16 protein-coding genes are annotated in these 16,923 nt (G+C 71.1%); 13 read left to right on the forward strand and 3 right to left on the reverse strand.

The genetic code is table 11. The features are described 5' to 3' along the window. Positions 1-7 precede the first annotated feature (7 nt). Together RM609_RS12265 and RM609_RS12270 are read right to left on the reverse strand one after the other, a co-directional pair. Positions 8-1,237, reverse strand: a complete 1,230-nt coding sequence (locus RM609_RS12265; RefSeq protein ID WP_311610387.1) for a DUF349 domain-containing protein — start codon at positions 1,235-1,237, stop codon at positions 8-10. A 214-nt stretch (positions 1,238-1,451) separates the two neighbouring features. Then, complete coding sequence (locus RM609_RS12270; protein ID WP_311610389.1) at positions 1,452-2,261, reverse strand: peptidylprolyl isomerase; 810 nt, start codon at positions 2,259-2,261, stop codon at positions 1,452-1,454. Positions 2,262-2,460: 199 nt separating this feature from the next. On the opposite strand from RM609_RS12270, the gene RM609_RS12275 reads away from it, so the two are divergent. From RM609_RS12275 to RM609_RS12290, 4 genes are all read left to right on the forward strand, one after another. Then, complete coding sequence (locus tag RM609_RS12275; protein ID WP_311610390.1) at positions 2,461-3,171, forward strand: MBL fold metallo-hydrolase; 711 nt, start codon at positions 2,461-2,463, stop codon at positions 3,169-3,171. Positions 3,172-3,182: 11 nt separating this feature from the next. Next, entirely contained in the window at positions 3,183-4,445 is a 1,263-nt protein-coding gene (gene hisS, locus RM609_RS12280) for a histidine--tRNA ligase (RefSeq protein WP_311610392.1), read from the forward strand. Positions 4,446-4,505: 60 nt separating this feature from the next. Then, the gene (locus RM609_RS12285) at positions 4,506-5,156 is read left to right on the forward strand and encodes a vitamin K epoxide reductase family protein (protein ID WP_311610393.1); all 651 of its coding nucleotides are present in this window, start codon (positions 4,506-4,508) and stop codon (positions 5,154-5,156) included. A 107-nt stretch (positions 5,157-5,263) separates the two neighbouring features. Beyond that, positions 5,264-6,613 (forward strand): replication-associated recombination protein A, encoded by a 1,350-nt coding sequence (locus RM609_RS12290; protein ID WP_311610395.1) that lies wholly within the window; start codon positions 5,264-5,266, stop codon positions 6,611-6,613. A gap of 22 nt (positions 6,614-6,635) precedes the next feature. On the opposite strand, the gene RM609_RS12295 is transcribed toward RM609_RS12290, so the two are convergent. Continuing rightward, positions 6,636-7,352, reverse strand: a complete 717-nt coding sequence (locus RM609_RS12295) for a DUF2470 domain-containing protein (RefSeq protein WP_311610398.1) — start codon at positions 7,350-7,352, stop codon at positions 6,636-6,638. 219 nt (positions 7,353-7,571) lie between these two features. Here RM609_RS12295 and rpsD point away from each other — a divergent pair, with 219 nt between their 5' ends. The 9 genes from rpsD to RM609_RS12340 all read left to right on the forward strand — a co-directional run bounded on the left by rpsD (position 7,572) and on the right by RM609_RS12340 (position 16,920). Then, entirely contained in the window at positions 7,572-8,186 is a 615-nt protein-coding gene (gene rpsD / locus RM609_RS12300; RefSeq protein WP_311610400.1) for a 30S ribosomal protein S4, read from the forward strand. 219 nt (positions 8,187-8,405) lie between these two features. Next, positions 8,406-8,849 carry a DUF948 domain-containing protein gene (locus RM609_RS12305; protein WP_311610401.1) on the forward strand — a complete coding sequence of 148 codons (444 nt, stop codon included), beginning with the start codon at positions 8,406-8,408 and terminating at the stop codon, positions 8,847-8,849. A 9-nt stretch (positions 8,850-8,858) separates the two neighbouring features. After that, the gene (locus RM609_RS12310) at positions 8,859-9,188 is read left to right on the forward strand and encodes a DUF6167 family protein (RefSeq protein ID WP_311610402.1); all 330 of its coding nucleotides are present in this window, start codon (positions 8,859-8,861) and stop codon (positions 9,186-9,188) included. Further along, complete coding sequence (gene alaS / locus RM609_RS12315) at positions 9,188-11,857, forward strand: alanine--tRNA ligase (protein ID WP_311610403.1); 2,670 nt, start codon at positions 9,188-9,190, stop codon at positions 11,855-11,857. The genes RM609_RS12310 and alaS overlap by 1 nt, the downstream gene beginning before the upstream one ends. Before the next feature lies 1 nt (position 11,858). Continuing rightward, positions 11,859-12,323: a Holliday junction resolvase RuvX gene (ruvX, locus tag RM609_RS12320; protein WP_311610405.1), complete on the forward strand. Its 465-nt coding sequence runs from the start codon at positions 11,859-11,861 to the stop codon at positions 12,321-12,323. Positions 12,324-12,447: 124 nt separating this feature from the next. Beyond that, a complete protein-coding gene (gene mltG, locus RM609_RS12325; RefSeq protein ID WP_311610407.1) occupies positions 12,448-14,184 on the forward strand; it encodes an endolytic transglycosylase MltG in 1,737 nt (578 codons plus the stop codon). Continuing rightward, positions 14,181-15,014 (forward strand): shikimate dehydrogenase, encoded by an 834-nt coding sequence (locus tag RM609_RS12330; RefSeq protein WP_311610408.1) that lies wholly within the window; start codon positions 14,181-14,183, stop codon positions 15,012-15,014. Before mltG ends, RM609_RS12330 begins: the two co-directional genes overlap by 4 nt. A 179-nt stretch (positions 15,015-15,193) precedes the next feature. Next, on the forward strand, positions 15,194-16,378 hold the full coding sequence (aroC, locus tag RM609_RS12335) for a chorismate synthase (RefSeq protein ID WP_311610410.1): 1,185 nt from the start codon (positions 15,194-15,196) through the stop codon (positions 16,376-16,378). After that, positions 16,375-16,920 (forward strand): shikimate kinase, encoded by a 546-nt coding sequence (locus RM609_RS12340; protein WP_311610412.1) that lies wholly within the window; start codon positions 16,375-16,377, stop codon positions 16,918-16,920. The genes aroC and RM609_RS12340 overlap by 4 nt, the downstream gene beginning before the upstream one ends. The last annotated feature ends 3 nt before the right edge of the window (positions 16,921-16,923 follow it).

A 16,923-nucleotide genomic window follows, 5' to 3' on the forward strand; every position in this document is an offset into this window, starting at 1 on the left:
GCCGAGATCAGCCGCCGAACTCCTCAAGACCCTTCAGAGCCTGGTCCAGCAGCGCCTTGCGGCCCTCCAGCTCCTGCGAGAGCTTGTTCGCCTTGGCGTCGTTGCCCGCGGCGCGCGCCTTGTCGACCTGCTCCTGGAGCTTGTCGACGGCGGCCTGGAGCTGACCCGTCAGCCCGGCCGCACGGGCCCGCGCCTCCGGGTTCGTACGCCGCCACTCGGACTCCTCGGCCTCCTGGATGGACCGCTCGACCGCGTGCATCCGGCCCTCGATCTTCGGGCGGGCGTCGCGCGGCACATGGCCGATGGCCTCCCAGCGCTCGTTGATCGAACGGAACGCGGCCCGGGCCGCCTTCAGATCGGTCACCGGGAGCAGCTTCTCGGCCTCGACGACCAGCTCCTCCTTGAGCGTGAGGTTGCCGGACTGCTCCGCGTCGCGCTCGGCGAAGACATGGCCGCGAGCCTGGAAGAAGACGTCCTGGGCGCCCCGGAAACGGGCCCACAGCTCGTCCTCCGCCTCGCGCTGGGCGCGCCCGGCGGCCTTCCAGTCGGCCATCAGGTCGCGGTAGCGCGCGGCCGTCGGACCCCAGTCCGTCGAGCCCGAGAGCGACTCGGCCTCGGCGACCAGCTTCTCCTTGACCTTGCGGGCCTCCTCGCGCTGCGCGTCCAGCGAGGCGAAGTGCGCCTTGCGCCGCTTGGAGAACGCCGACCGGGCGTGCGAGAAGCGGTGCCACAGCTCGTCGTCGGTCTTGCGGTCCAGCCGGGGCAGGCCCTTCCAGGTGTCCACCAGGGCGCGCAGCCGCTCGCCGGCCGAGCGCCACTGCTCGCTCGCCGCCAGCTCCTCGGCCTCGGCGACCAGGGACTCCTTGGCCGTACGGGCCTCCTCGGACTGCTTGGCCTTCGCCGCCTTGCGCTCCTCACGGCGCGTCTCGACGGTGGCGACCAGCTTGTCCAGCCGCTCCCGCAGCGCGTTCAGGTCGCCCACCACATGGTGCTCGTCGACCTGGGTGCGGATGTGATCGATCGCGGCCATCGCGTCCTTGGCCGACAGATCGGTGGTCTTCACCCGCCGCTCGAGGAGGCCGATCTCGACGACCAGGCCCTCGTACTTGCGCTCGAAGTAAGCCAGGGCCTCCTCCGGGGACCCCGCCTGCCACGAGCCGACGACCTGCTCGCCGTCGGCGGTACGCACGTACACGGTGCCCGTCTCATCGACGCGGCCCCACGGGTCGCTGCTCACAGCGCCTCCTCCACATGATGGCGGGGCCGTCGTCGCGGCCCGCGCGCATCGTCCACAGTTGTTGCCGGGCAGGGCCGCGCCCTGGCCGGTCCGACGGGCTTGATCGTTCGGGTGCGCAGAACCGTCGGAGCAGGCACCCTACACAACGCCAACATAGGCGAACGGCGGCCCGGCTGTCCGTATCCCGCGCGACCGAAATTTCGCCGTACGGGCGTCAGCTTCCGGTCACCGCCGCCTTGTCGATGACGACGGTGGCGTTCGGCGCGCCGTCGCCGGCCCCGGACTGCTCACCCGCGGCGGCGATCTTCTTCAGCGTCTTCATGCCCTCGGCGCCGATGGTGCCGAACGGCGTGTACTGCGGCGGCAGCTGGCTGTCCTGGTAGACGAGGAAGAACTGGCTGCCGCCGGTGTGCGGCTGGCCGGTGTTGGCCATCGCGACCGTGCCCGCGGGGTAGACGTTCCCCTTGAGCTTCGAGTCCTTGAGGTTCTCGTCCTCGATCGTGTAGCCGGGGCCGCCCTGGCCGGTGCCCTTGGGGTCGCCGCACTGCAGGACGTAGATCCCGGCGGTGGTCAGCCGGTGGCACTTCGAGTGGTCGAAGAAGCCTTCCTTCGCCAGGAAGGCGAAGGAGTTGACCGTGTGCGGGGCGTTCGCGGCGTCGAGCTTGAGGTCGATGGTGCCGCACGTGGTCGTGAGGTTCATCGCGTATGACGCCGACTTGTCGACCGTCATCTCCGGCTCGGACTTCCACGTCTTGGCGGACGGCGTGCCCGGCGCGGGCTTCGCGCAGGGGTCCGGACCCTTCTTCGGCGTGGGGGCGGCGTCGGCGGCGGTGTCCTTCTTCTTGTCGTCGACCAGGGCGCCGGTGGCGTACGCGGTCGCGCCCGCGGCCAGCACCACGGCGACCCCGGCGGCGATCACCGCGTTCCTGCGGTGGGCCTTGCGGCGGGTCGCCTCGCGGCGCTGCTGCTGCCGTTCGAACTTCTCCCGGGCGAGCTGGCGCCGCCGCTGCTCGTTAGTGACCACCGGGTCCTCTCCTCGTGCCGTCGCTGTGCATGTCATGAGCCACGAATCGCAAGTGTCGCCCGTACCGTATACGGGTTCGCCGTGGCGGGAGTGCCGCCGGTAGGCTCTGAGGCGGTCGGGTGTCCCCGCCCGGGGGCGTCCACCGGAAAGACCGCCTGCAAGACCGCCTGCAAGAACTCGCCGATCATTAAGGACGAACGTGCTCATTGCCGGGTTCCCCGCCGGGGCCTGGGGGACCAACTGCTATCTGGTCGCCCCCGCCGCCGGCGAGGAGTGCGTGATCATCGACCCGGGCCACCAGGCGGCCCAGGGCGTCGAGGAAGCGCTCAAGAAGCATCGGCTCAAGCCCGTCGCCGTCGTCCTCACCCACGGCCACATCGACCACGTCGCCTCGGTCGTCCCGGTGTGCGGCGCCCATGACGTCCCCGCCTGGATCCACCCCGCCGACCGCTACATGATGAGCGACCCGGAGAAGGCCATGGGCCGCTCCATCGGGCAGCGCCTCATGGGCGAGCTCACGGTGGGGGAGCCGGACGACGTCAAGGAGCTCTCCGACGGCAGCCGGCTGGAACTCGCGGGGCTGGAGTTCTCCGTCGCGCACGCGCCCGGCCATACCAAGGGGTCGGTGACCTTCAGGATGCCCGAGACGACCGAGATCCCCTCGGTGTTCTTCTCGGGCGACCTGCTGTTCGCCGGCTCCATCGGACGCACCGACCTGCCCGGCGGTGACCACGCCGAGATGCTCCAGTCGCTGGCCCGTGTGTGCCTGCCCCTGGACGACTCGACCGTGGTGCTGTCCGGCCACGGCCCCCAGACGACCATCGGCCAGGAGCGCGCCACCAACCCGTACCTGCGGGATGTGGCCGCCGGCCCAGGAGCCGCGCACCCGGCTCCGCGACGAGGAATGTGACGAGAGTTTCCGTGAGCACCTTCAAGGCCCCCCGAGGCACCTACGACCTGACCCCGCCGGACTCGGCGGTCTACCTGGCCGTCCGCGAGGCCATCTCCGCGCCGCTCAAGCGCGCCGGATACGGCTACATCGAGACCCCCGGCTTCGAGCAGGTCGAGCTGTTCTCCCGCGGCGTCGGCGAGTCCACCGACATCGTGACCAAGGAGATGTACACCCTCACCCAGCGCGGCGAGGAGCGCCTCGCCCTGCGCCCCGAGGGCACCGCCTCCGTGCTGCGCGCCACGCTGGAGGCCAACCTCCACAAGGCGGGCAACCTCCCCGTCAAGCTCTGGTACTCGGGCTCGTACTACCGCTACGAGCGCCCGCAGAAGGGCCGCTACCGCCACTTCTCGCAGGTCGGTGCCGAGGCCATCGGCGCCGAGGACCCGGCGCTGGACGCCGAGCTGATCATCCTGGCCGTCGACGCGTACAAGTCGCTGGGCCTGAAGAACTTCCGCCTCCTGCTGAACTCGCTCGGCGACAAGGAGTGCCGCCCCGCCTACCGGGCAGCCCTCCAGGAGTTCCTGCGCGGTCTGGACCTGGACGAGGACACCCGCCGGCGCGTCGAGATCAACCCCCTTCGGGTCCTCGACGACAAGCGTGCGGACGTCCAGAAGCAGCTCGTCGGCGCCCCCATGCTCCGCGACCACCTGTGCGAGGCGTGCAAGGAGTACCACGAGCAGGTGCGCGAGCTGCTGACCGCCGCCGGCGTCGCCTTCGAGGACGACGAGAAGCTGGTGCGCGGCCTGGACTACTACACCCGCACCACCTTCGAGTTCGTCCACGACGGCCTCGGTTCGCAGTCCGCCGTCGGCGGCGGCGGCCGCTACGACGGCCTGTCCGAGATGATCGGCGGCCCCGAGCTGCCGTCCGTCGGCTGGGCGCTCGGCGTGGACCGTACGGTGCTGGCGCTGGAGGCCGAGGGGATCGAGCTCGAACTGCCCGCCGCCACCCAGGTCTTCGCGGTGCCGCTGGGCGAGGAGGCCCGCCGGGTGCTCTTCGGCGTGGTGACCGAGCTGCGCCGGGCCGGTGTGGCGACGGACTTCGCCTTCGGTGGCAAGGGCCTGAAGAACGCCATGAAGTCGGCCAACCGCTCCGGCGCGCGCTTCGCGCTCGTCGCCGGCGAGCGCGATCTCGCCGAGGGCGTGGTGCAGCTGAAGGACCTGGAGAGCGGTGAGCAGAAGGCCGTGGCCCTCGACACCGTTGTGGGTGAGGTCCTTTCGGCCCAGGGCTGATTCACAGGCTACTGGTGCAGAATGGGGCGGCAACGGCCTACTGATGGGATCGACAGCGCTATGACGACTTCGGCACTCGACCGTTCCGACCTCGACGGCACGGAGCGGGACGGCCCCGGCCGTGGCGGAGTGGGCGCGAGCCGTGCGTTCGCGCTGCTGCTGGTGATCACCGGTGCCATGGGTCTGCTCGCCTCCTGGGTCATCACGCTGGACAAGATCGAGCTCCTCAAGGACCCGAACTTCAAGCCCGGTTGCAGCCTCAACCCCATCGTCTCCTGCGGCAGCATCATGCAGAGCAAGCAGGCCGAGGCCTTCGGGTTCCCCAACCCGATGCTGGGCCTGGTCTGCTACGGCGCGATCATCGCGATCGGGCTGGCGCTGCTCTCCGGCGCCCGCTTCCCGCGCTGGTACTGGCTGGGCATGGAGGCCGGCTGTCTCTTCGGCGTCGGCTTCGTCACCTGGCTCCAGTACCAGTCGCTGTACGTCATCGGCTCGCTCTGCCTGTGGTGCTGCCTGGCCTGGGTCGCGACGATCCTGATGTTCTGGTACGTCACCGTGCAGAACGTCCGGCACGGCTTCATCCCCGCGCCGGACGGGTTCAAGCGGGCGCTGCTGGAGTTCCACTGGGTGCTCCCGGTGCTGCACATCGGCATCATCGGGATGCTGATCCTCACCAAGTGGTGGTGGTTCTGGACCGGCGGCACGGCCTGACGCCGCCGCCCGCACCAGGCTCGTGAACGATGCCGCCGGACCCCTCGGGTCCGGCGGCATCGCTCGTTCGGGCGGCATTGTCAGTGGTGTGGCATAGGGTTTCGAGCGTGGAGCCCGACCTGTTCACCGCCGCCGCGGAAGACCGCCAGGAGAAGGATCCGGCGGGCAGCCCGCTGGCCGTCCGGATGCGCCCCCGCACCCTCGACGAGGTCGTGGGGCAGGGACATCTGCTCAAGCCGGGCTCCCCGCTGCGCCGCCTGGTGGGGGAGGGCAGCGGCGGTCCCGCCGGGCCCTCCTCGGTGATCCTCTGGGGCCCGCCGGGCATCGGCAAGACCACGCTCGCCTATGTGGTCAGCCAGGCCACCAACAAGCGTTTCGTGGAGCTCTCCGCGATCACCGCCGGCGTCAAGGAGGTACGGGCCGTCATCGACGGCGCCCGCCGCGCCTCCGGGGGCTACGGCAAGGAGACCGTCCTCTTCCTGGACGAGATCCACCGCTTCAGCAAGGCCCAGCAGGACTCCCTGCTGCCCGCCGTGGAGAACCGCTGGGTCACGCTCATCGCGGCCACGACGGAGAATCCCTACTTCTCGATCATCTCCCCGCTGCTCTCGCGCTCCCTGCTGCTGACGCTCCAGGCGCTGACGGACGACGATCTGCGCGGCCTGATCCGGCGCGCCCTCACCGACGAGCGCGGGCTGGGCGGCGCGGTCTCCCTCTCCGCGGACGCCGAGGCCCATCTGCTGCGCATCGCGGGCGGCGACGCCCGCCGCGCGCTCACGGCGCTGGAGGCGGGCGCGGGCTCGGCCATCGCCAAGGGCGAGGACGGGATCACCCTGGAGACGCTGGAGGACGCGGTCGACCGGGCGGCCGTGAAGTACGACCGCGATGGCGATCAGCACTACGACGTGGCCAGCGCCCTGATCAAGTCGATCCGGGGCTCGGACGTGGACGCGACGCTGCACTATCTGGCGCGGATGATCGAGGCGGGCGAGGACCCGCGCTTCATCGCCCGCCGGCTGATGATCTCGGCGAGCGAGGACATCGGCCTGGCGGACCCCACGGCCCTCCAGACGGCGGTGGCCGGAGCGCAGGCCGTCGCCCTGATCGGCTTCCCCGAGGCGAGGATCACGCTGAGCCAGGTGGCGGTGGCGCTGGCACTGGCCCCGAAGTCCAACGCGGCGTATCTGGCGATCGACGCCGCGCTGGCGGACGTACGGGCGGGGCTGGCGGGGCCGGTGCCGGCGCATCTGCGGGACAGCCACTACAAGGGGGCGGAGAAGCTGGGGCATGGGGAGGGGTATCAGTACCCCCACGATCTGCCCGGCGGCATCGCTGCCCAGCAGTACGCGCCGGATTCCGTGCACGGGAAGGTGTACTACGAGCCCACTCGGCACGGGGCGGAGGCGCGGTACGCGGATGTCGTGGACCGGGTACGCGCCCGACTGCGGGGCGAGTGATCCCGCCCCGGCGCTTGAGGACTCAGTAACCCGCCGCCTCGAACAACTGGTGCATCGCCCGCCGCAAGGCGACAACGTCCTCGACCGGCTCGGGGAACTCGAAGCGTGCGTCGAAGGAGCGATCGGCCGTTGTGCCGGGGCCGTGGCGGCGGGTGAAGCGGACGCGGAGGCCGAAGCGGTCCAGCGCCACCGGCACCGCCGATACGTAGGCGGCGCGCGTGACGCTCTCGCGGTCGCCGAGCAGCGCGCACAGGCTCCGCACCTGGTCGCTGTGGCCGGAGTGGAGGTGCTGCAGCAGCTCCGTCTCGTGCTCGACCAGCGGGTCGGGGCAGGCCCGGGCGAAGGCGTCGGGCTCGACGGTCTCCGCGCCCCACAGGTCGTCCACGCTCGCCTCGCCCAGCTCCAGCCGCAGCAGCATCCGGCCCGGCTCGGCCACCCCGGGCACACAGGTCAGCCAGCCGGACAGCCAGGCGCGGCCGCGGATGCGGTTGGGGACGGAGACGGGGGCCACATCCGTGAGCTCCAGGACCACGGCCAGCTCGTCGTCCTGGGCGTGGGTGGCGGCCCGCACGGCCGGGGAATCAGCGGGCAGGACGAGGAAGACCTCGCCGTCCGGGCCCACGGTCCGCACGTCCGGCAGCAGCTGGTCGGGGTGGGAGCCGACCGGCCCGGGGATCAGCAGCATCGCGGAGCATGTACTCTGTACGAGAGTTCGTGTGCGCTCGGCTGCTGACGGCATCCGTGCGATCTCAAGTCCGCTGGGACGCGGCTGACCACGATCTGATCGGACCTCCGTCACGTCGACGCCATCAAGAGCGTCGGAATCCTTCGTGGATTCGGAATCCCCTGTGGATCCTTTCGTGCTGTCCGTGATGTGACTGGTGTTCCCCGGACGAGACATGCGATCTCCTTGAGTAAGGTAAGCCTAACCTAACTTATCAACGGAGGTCTGGAGAACGTGCCTAACCAGTCGCGTCCCAAGGTCAAGAAGTCTCGCGCGCTCGGCATTGCGCTGACGCCGAAGGCCGTCAAGTACTTCGAGGCCCGCCCCTACCCGCCGGGCGAGCACGGCCGTGGCCGCAAGCAGAACTCGGACTACAAGGTCCGTCTGCTCGAGAAGCAGCGTCTGCGCGCCCAGTACGACATCAGCGAGCGCCAGATGGCCCGCGCCTACGACCGCGCCAAGAAGGCCGAGGGCAAGACGGGCGAGGCGCTGGTCATCGAGCTCGAGCGTCGCCTCGACGCCCTGGTCCTGCGTTCGGGCATCGCCCGCACCGTCTACCAGTCGCGCCAGATGGTCGTCCACGGCCACATCGAGGTCAACGGCAAGAAGGTCGACAAGCCGTCCTTCCGCGTCCGTCCGAACGACGTCGTGACCGTTCGCGAGCGCAGCCGTGCCAAGCACCCGTTCCAGGTCGCCATGGCCGGTGGCTACGCCGGTGAGGGCGAGACCCCGCGCTACCTGCAGGTCAACCTGCAGGCGCTGGCGTTCCGCCTGGACCGCGACCCGAACCGCAAGGAGATCCCGGTGATCTGCGACGAGCAGCTCGTCGTCGAGTACTACGCCCGCTAAATCGGACGTAGCACCACTCCTTTCGCCCAGCCCGTCGTTCCGCCGGCCCTCGTGGCCGCGGGCGGCGGGCTGGCGCGTTTCCGGGGGTCCTGAGCCCCCGGATGTTCGTCGTACATCCGTGCCGTACGGACCGGTAATGCGGTACGGCCCCGGAGGCCCGGCGCGATAAGGTCGGTACCCGAGAAGCAGTGAAAGACAACAGCTAGGGAGCGGTGCAGCGTGTCCGGTGGAGAGGTGGCCGGGATCCTCGTGGCCGTCTTCTGGGCGATCCTCGTGTCGTTCATCGCCCTGGTGCTGGTGCGGCTCGCGCAGACGCTGAGAGCGGCCACCAGACTGGTCGACGACATCTCCGAGCAGGCCGTCCCGCTGCTGGCCGACGCGTCCGCGACCGTCCGTTCCGCCAACACCCAGCTCGCCCGCGTCGACTCGATCACCGCGGACGTCCAGGAGGTCACGGCGAACGCCTCGGCGCTCTCCTCGACCGTCTCCTCCGCCTTCGGCGGCCCCCTGGTCAAGGTCGCCGCGTTCGGTTACGGCGTGCGCCGCGCGATGGGCCGCAAGACCGAGCCGGAGCCGCGGAGCACCGTCTTCGTCGGCAGGGCCGTCGACAAGAAACTGCCGTCCGCCCGCCTCGGCGGCCGTCGTACCCGTGGGAAGGGCTGAGTCCCGGAAATGTTCCGCCGCACGTTCTGGTTCACCACCGGTGTAGCAGCCGGTGTCTGGGCCACCACCAAGGTCAACCGCAAGCTCGCGAAGCTCACCCCGGAGAGCCTGGCGCTCCAGGCGGCCGACCGGGCCGTGATCGCCGGCCGCAAGGTCAAGCTCTTCGCCCTCGACGTGCGCGACGGCATGGCCGACCGGGAAGCGGCGCTCAAGGACGCCCTGGGCCTTTCCGCCGCCCCGCCGGAGCCCGACCGCCGCGCCCTTCCCGAGCAGCGCCGCCTCGTCGCTCTCGAACAGCACCACACCTACAACTCGTTCACCCGGAAAGAGGACCACTGATGGAGTCGGCTGAAATCCGCCGTCGCTGGCTGCGCTTCTTCGAGGAGCGCGGGCACACCGTCGTCCCCTCGGCGTCGCTCATCGCGGACGACCCGACGCTGCTGCTGGTCCCCGCGGGCATGGTCCCCTTCAAGCCCTACTTCCTCGGTGAGGTCAAGCCGCCCTTCCCGCGTGCCACGAGCGTGCAGAAGTGCGTCCGCACGCCGGACATCGAAGAGGTCGGCAAGACCACCCGCCACGGCACGTTCTTCCAGATGTGCGGCAACTTCTCCTTCGGCGATTACTTCAAGGAAGGCGCCATCAAGTACGCCTGGGAGCTGCTGACCTCTCCCGTGGCGGACGGCGGCTACGGCCTGGAGCCCGAGAAGCTCTGGATCACCGTCTACCTCGACGACGACGAGGCCGAGCGCATCTGGCGCGACGTCATCGGCGTGCCGGCCCAGCGCATCCAGCGCCTGGGCAAGAAGGAGAACTACTGGTCCATGGGCGTCCCGGGCCCCTGCGGCCCGTGCTCCGAGATCAACTACGACCGGGGCCCGGAGTTCGGCGTCGAGGGCGGCCCGGCCGTCAACGACGAGCGCTACGTGGAGATCTGGAACCTGGTCTTCATGCAGTACGAGCGCGGCGCCGGCGAGGGCAAGGAGGACTTCCCGATCCTCGGCGACCTCCCCAGCCAGAACATCGACACCGGCCTCGGCCTCGAGCGCCTGGCGATGATCCTCCAGGGCGTGCAGAACATGTACGAGACCGACACCCTGCGTGTCGTGATCGACAAGGCCACCGAGCTCACCGGCGTCCAGTACGGCACGGCCAAGAACACCGACGTCGCGCTGCGCGTGGTCGCCGACCACATGCGCACGTCCACCATGCTCATCGGCGACGGCGTCACCCCCGGCAACGAGGGCCGCGGCTACGTCCTGCGCCGCATCATGCGCCGCGCCATCCGCAATATGCGCCTGCTGGGCTCAGACGGCCCGGTCGTCGCCGAGCTGCTCGACGTCGTCATCCGCACGATGGGCCAGCAGTACCCCGAGCTGCTCACCGACCGCACGCGCATCGAGACCGTCGCGCTCGCCGAGGAGGCCGCCTTCCTCAAGGCCCTCAAGGGCGGCACCAACATCCTCGACACCGCCGTCACCGAGACCAAGGCCGCCGGCGGCACGGTCCTCGCCGGCGACAAGGCGTTCCTGCTCCACGACACCTGGGGCTTCCCCATCGACCTCACCCTGGAGATGGCTGCCGAACAGGGCCTCTCCGTGGACGAGGACGGCTTCCGCCGCCTGATGAAGGAGCAGCGGGAGCGCGCCAAGGCCGACGCCAAGGCCAAGAAGACCGGCCACGCCGACCTGTCCGCCTACCGCGAGGTCGCCGACAACTCCGGCGAGACCGACTTCACCGGCTACACCACCACCGAGGGCGAGTCGACCATCGTCGGCCTGCTCGTCGACGGCGTGTCCTCCCCGGCCGCCACCGAGGGCGACGAGGTCGAGGTCGTCCTGGACCGCACCCCCTTCTACGCCGAGGGCGGCGGCCAGCTCGCCGACCAGGGCCGGATCAAGCTCCACTCCGGTGCCGTGATCGAGGTCCGCGACGTACAGAAGCCCGTCCCCGGCGTGCACGTCCACAAGGGCGTCGTCCAGGTCGGCGAGGTCACCGTGGGCGCCTCCGCCTACGCGGTCATCGACGTCAAGCGCCGCCGCGCCATCGCCCGCGCCCACAGCGCCACCCACCTCACCCACCAGGCGCTGCGCGACGCCCTGGGCCCGACGGCCGCCCAGGCCGGTTCGGAGAACTCCCCGGGCCGCTTCCGCTTCGACTTCGGCTCGCCGGCCGCCGTGCCCGGCTCGGTCCTCACCGACGTCGAGCAGCGCATCAACGAGGTCCTCTCCAGCGAGCTCGACGTCCACGCCGAGGTCATGAGCCTGGACGAGGCCAAGAAGGCCGGTGCCATCGCCGAGTTCGGCGAGAAGTACGGCGAGCGGGTCCGCGTCGTGACCATCGGCGACTTCTCCAAGGAGCTCTGCGGCGGTACGCACGTCGCCAACACCGCCCAGCTGGGTCTGGTGAAGCTCCTCGGCGAGTCCTCGATCGGCTCCGGCGTGCGCCGTGTCGAGGCCCTCGTCGGCGCCGACGCCTACAACTTCCTGGCCAAGGAGCACACGGTCGTCGCCCAGCTCACCGAGCTGGTCAAGGGCCGTCCGGAGGAGCTCCCGGAGAAGATCTCCGGCATGCTCGCCAAGCTCAAGGACGCCGAGAAGGAGATCGAGCGCTTCCGTGCCGAGAAGGTCCTTCAGGCCGCCGCCGGCCTGGCCGAGGGCGCCAAGGACATCCATGGCACCGCCCTGGTCACCGGCCGGGTGCCGGACGGCACCGGCGCCGACGACCTGCGCAAGCTGGTCCTCGACGTCCGCGGCCGCATCCAGGGCGGCCGGGCCGCCGTGGTGGCCCTGTTCACCGTGGCCAACGGCCGTCCGCTGACCGTGATCGCCACCAACGAGGCCGCCCGTGAGCGCGGTCTGAAGGCCGGCGACCTGGTCCGTACGGCCGCGAAGACCCTCGGCGGCGGTGGCGGCGGCAAGCCGGACGTCGCCCAGGGCGGCGGCCAGAACCCCGAGGCCCTCGACGAGGCCATGGCCGCCGTCGAGCGCCTCGTGGCCGAGGCGGCCTGACGTGCGACGCGGCAGGCGCATCGCCGTGGACGTCGGGGACGCCCGGATCGGGGTCGCCTCGTGCGACCCCGACGGGATCCTCGCCACTCCGGTGGAGACCGTCCCCGGCCGGGACATCCCCCAGGCGCACAAGCGGCTGGTGGCGATCGTCGCCGAGTACGAGCCCATCGAGGTCGTCGTCGGTCTGCCCCGCTCCCTCAAGGGGGGCGAGGGCCCGGCGGCGGCCAAGGTGCGCACCTTCGCCAAGGAGATGGCCCGGCGGGTCGCTCCGGTGCCGGTGCGGCTGGTCGACGAGCGGATGACGACCGTCACGGCCGCCCAGGGGCTGCGCGCCTCCGGCGTCAACGCCAAGAAGGGCCGTTCCGTGGTGGACCAGGCGGCCGCGGTGGTGATCCTCCAGAACGCGCTGGAGACCGAGAAGGTCTCCGGGCGGCCGCCGGGCGAGACCGTCGACGTGGTCATCTGATCGCAATACGGTAACGTTCCGCGCGACATGGCAGCTGTTCGAATGTCTTCAGGGCAGGACCAGACGTCGGACTTCCGCGCTTCACCGAGCGCACTGGCTGCCGCTGTGCGGCTCTAGGGGATAGATGACTGAGTACGGCCGGGGTTCCGGCTCCCAACCGTGGCATCCCGAGGACCCCCTGTACGGGGACCGGGGATACACCGGGCAGCAGTACACGCAGCCCCAGCAGGCCCAGCAGTCGCAGCCCCCCTACACCGGTCAGCAGGACTACGGCTGGGACCCCTCGCAGAACGCGGGGGGCCCCGGCCCGTACGGCACCAACGGCCAGGGCGAGCAGTTCACCGGGCAGCAGACCGGCACGTACCCGAACGGTGGCCAGCAGGGCTACTACGAGTACGACACCGGTGCCCACGGCTACCCGGACCAGCACACGGGCCAGCACCAGGCCCTCCACCCGGGGAACCAGCACACCGGGCAGCACCAGATGCCCGTGGACCAGCACACGGGCGCTCATCAGATGCCCGTGAACCAGCACACCGGTCAGCACCCGATGCCGCAGGCCCCCGGGGACCAGCACACGGGCACCCACCAGATGCCCCAGGCGCAGACCGTGCCCGCCGACCCCGTCGAGGAGAAGATCTCCCTCTTCGACGACATCGACGACCGGGCCTCCGCCCCCGCCCACCTCGACGACGAGCCCGACGACGGCGACGAGCCCGCCCGGGGCCGGCGCGGCAAGGGCAGGAGCAAGGGCGGCAAGGGCAAGGGCCGGGAGAAGAAGACCAAGCGCCGCAGCGGCACCGCCTGTCTGCTGGTCGCCGTGGTGCTCGTCGGCGGCCTGGGCGGCGCCGGCTACTTCGCCTACGACTACTGGGAGACCCACTACGGCACCGCGCCCGACTACGAGGGCGAGGGCAGCGGCCAGGTGCAGGTCGAGATCCCCAAGGGCGCCAGCCTCACCGAGATGGGCCAGGTCCTCCAGAAGGCCGGGGTCGTCAAGAGCGTCGGCGCCTTCACCACGGCCGCCGCGAAGAAGTCCATCCAGCCCGGCACGTACACCCTCCACAAGGAGATGTCCGGCGCCGCGGCCGTGGGGATGATGACCAACTCGGCGAACTTCCTCACCCTCGCCGAGGGCATGCGGGCCGCCGAGATCTACTCCTCGATCGACAAGAAGCTCGGGCTCGCGGCGGGCACCACCAAGGGCGTCGCCAAGAGCCAGGCCAAGAACCTGGGCCTGCCCGACTGGGCGAACAGCGACCCCGACGTCAAGGACCCGCTGGAGGGCTTCCTCTTCCCCTCGCAGTACAGCGCGGGCAAGGGCACCAAGCCGGAGGACCTCCTGCGCCAGATGGTCGCCCGCGCCAAGCAGAACTACGAGGCGCAGGACGTGACGGGCAAGGCCGCCGCGCTGGGGCTGAAGTCCCCGATGCAGGTCATCACCGTCGCGAGCCTCGTCCAGGTCGAGGGCAAGTACAAGCACGACTTCGACAAGATCTCGCGGGTGGTCTACAACCGCCTCAAGCCGGACAACAAGGAGACCTACGGCCTCCTCGACTTCGACTCCACGGTGAACTACGCCAAGAGCCAGAGCACCCTCGACGTCGGTGCCGTCAGCGATCTGCGCAAGTTCAAGGACCCGTACAACACGTACAGCATCAAGGGCCTGCCGCCCGGGCCGATCAGCAACCCCGGCCTGGAGGCGCTGAAGTCCGCGATCCAGCCGGCGGACGGCCCCTGGTACTACTTCGTCTCCATCAACGAGAACGAGACCCTGTTCGCGGTGACGAACGCGGAGCACAACAAGAACCGCCAGCGGTACGAGCAGGAGAACAAGGCGAAGAAGGCGGCCGCGCAGTGACCGCACGGCACCGGGCGGCGGTGCTCGGCTCGCCGATCGCCCACTCGCTCTCCCCGGTCCTCCACCGCGCCGCCTACGCGGAACTGGGCCTGGGGGAGTGGACGTACGACCGCTTCGAGGTGGACGAGGCCGCGCTGCCCGCCTTCCTGGCGGGGCTGGGCCACGGCTGGGCCGGGCTCTCCCTCACCATGCCCCTCAAGCGGGCGGTGATCCCGCTGCTGGACGACGTCAGCGCCACCGCCCGGTCCGTGGAGGCGGTCAACACCGTCGTCCTCACCGACGACGGCCGCCGTCTCGGCGACAACACCGACATCCCCGGCATCGCGGCCGCCCTGCGGGAGCGCGGCGTGGAGACGGTCGGCTCCGCCGCGATCCTCGGCGCCGGCGCCACCGCCTCCTCCGCGCTCGCCGCCCTCGCCCGGATCTGCACCGGCGAGGTCACCGCCTATGTCCGCAGCGCCGAACGCGCCGCGGAGATGCGCGAGTGGGGCGAGCGGCTGGGCGTGCCCGTGCGCACCGCCGACTGGTCGCGGGCGGCCGAGGCGCTCACCGCGCCGCTGGTCGTCGCCACCACCCCCGCCGGGGCCACCGACGCCCTCGCCGGGTCCGTCCCCGAGCGCCCCGGCACCCTCTTCGACGTCCTCTACGAGCCCTGGCCGACCCCCCTGGCCGCCGCCTGGGACGGACGCGGCGGCATGGTTCTCGGCGGCCTGGACCTGCTGGTGCACCAGGCCGTGCTCCAGGTCGAGCTGATGACGGGCCACGCCCCGGCCCCCCTGGCGGCCATGCGCGCCGCCGGCGAGGCCGCCCTGGCCGCCCGTACGCGCTGATGGGGCCGTCCACCACGTGACTCCGCCGTTCCACACCCTGGACCGGCGGCCGGGAATGTCCGCCCGGCATGGGAGGATCGGGGTGGCGGGCCAGGGTCGCGCTCCCCGGCCCACCGTCGCGCAGCGTCCCCGGGTCGCTGGGCGGCATGAGATTCGAGCGCGCGAGCAGAGGAGCACCGTTGAGCAGGTTGCGCTGGCTGACGGCGGGGGAGTCGCACGGCCCCGCACTCGTGGCGACACTGGAGGGACTTCCCGCCGGTGTGCCGGTCACCACGGAGATGGTGGCGGACCACCTGGCGCGGCGGCGGCTCGGCTATGGACGCGGCGCGCGGATGAAGTTCGAGCGCGACGAGATCACCTTCCTCGGCGGCGTCCGGCACGGACTGTCCATGGGCTCCCCGCTCGCGATCATGGTGGGCAACACCGAGTGGCCCAAGTGGGAGAAGGTCATGGCGGCCGACCCCGTCGACCCCGCCGAGCTGGCCGAGCTGGCCCGCAACGCCCCGCTCACCCGCCCCCGCCCCGGCCACGCCGACCTCGCCGGGATGCAGAAGTACGGCTTCGACGAGGCCCGGCCGGTCCTGGAGCGGGCCTCCGCCCGTGAGACCGCCGCCCGCGTCGCCCTCGGCGCCGTCGCCCGCTCCTTCCTCAAGGAGGCGGCCGGCATCGAGATCGTCTCCCATGTCGTGGAGCTGGCCGCCGCCAAGGCCCCGTACGGCGTGTACCCCACCCCCGGCGACGTCGAGAAGCTCGACGCCGACCCGGTGCGCTGCCTCGACGAGGCGGCGAGCAAGGCGATGGTCGCCGAGATCGACCAGGCCCACAAGGACGGCGACACCCTCGGCGGCGTCGTCGAGGTCCTGGCCTACGGTGTGCCGGTGGGCCTCGGCTCGCACGTCCACTGGGACCGCCGGCTGGACGCCCGCCTCGCGGCCGCCCTGATGGGCATTCAGGCGATCAAGGGCGTCGAGGTCGGCGACGGCTTCGAGCTGGCGCGGGTGCCCGGCTCCAAGGCGCACGACGAGATCGTCGCCACCGAGGACGGCATCCGCCGCACCTCCGGCCGCTCCGGCGGCACCGAGGGCGGCCTGACCACGGGCGAGCTGCTGCGCGTCCGCGCCGCCATGAAGCCCATCGCCACCGTGCCGCGCGCCCTGCGCACGATCGACGTGACCACCGGCGAGGCCGCCCAGGCCCACCACCAGCGCTCGGACGTGTGCGCCGTCCCGGCGGCCGGCATCGTCGCCGAGGCGATGGTCGCGCTCGTCCTCGCGGACGCGGTGGTGGAGAAGTTCGGCGGCGACAGCGTCACCGAGACCCGCCGCAACGTCCAGGGCTACCTCGAGAACCTGGCCATCAAGTGACCACCCCCGTCCTCGTCCTGGTGGGCCCGCCCGGCGCGGGCAAGTCCACCATCGGTGCCCTGCTCGCCGAGCGGCTGGGCACCGGCTACCGGGACACCGACGCCGACATCGAGAAGACCGCCGGGAAACCCATCCCGGAGATCTTCGTCGACGAGGGCGAGCCGCACTTCCGCGAGCTGGAGCGGCAGGCCGTCCGTACCGCCGTGGCCGAGCACCCCGGGGTGCTCGCCCTCGGCGGCGGCGCCGTCATGGACCCGGGCACCCGGGCCCTGCTCAAGGGCCTGCCCGTGGTCTTCCTCGACGTCGAACTCGCCGACGCCGTGCACCGCGTGGGCCTGGACGCCCCGCGCCCGCTGCTCGCCGTCAACCCCCGCAAGCGCTGGCGCGAGCTGATGGAAGCGCGCCGACCGCTCTACACCGAGGTCGCCCGCGCCGTGATCTCCACCGGCGGCCGCACCCCGGCCGAGGTCGCCGACGCCGTGCTCGAGGCGCTGCGGCCCTCCCCGGCGCCCACCACCGACACCACTGACTCCCCGCAGTGAGGA

This window comes from Streptomyces hesseae, assembly GCF_031845785.1.
Classification (GTDB): Bacteria; Actinomycetota; Actinomycetes; order Streptomycetales; family Streptomycetaceae; genus Streptomyces; species Streptomyces hesseae.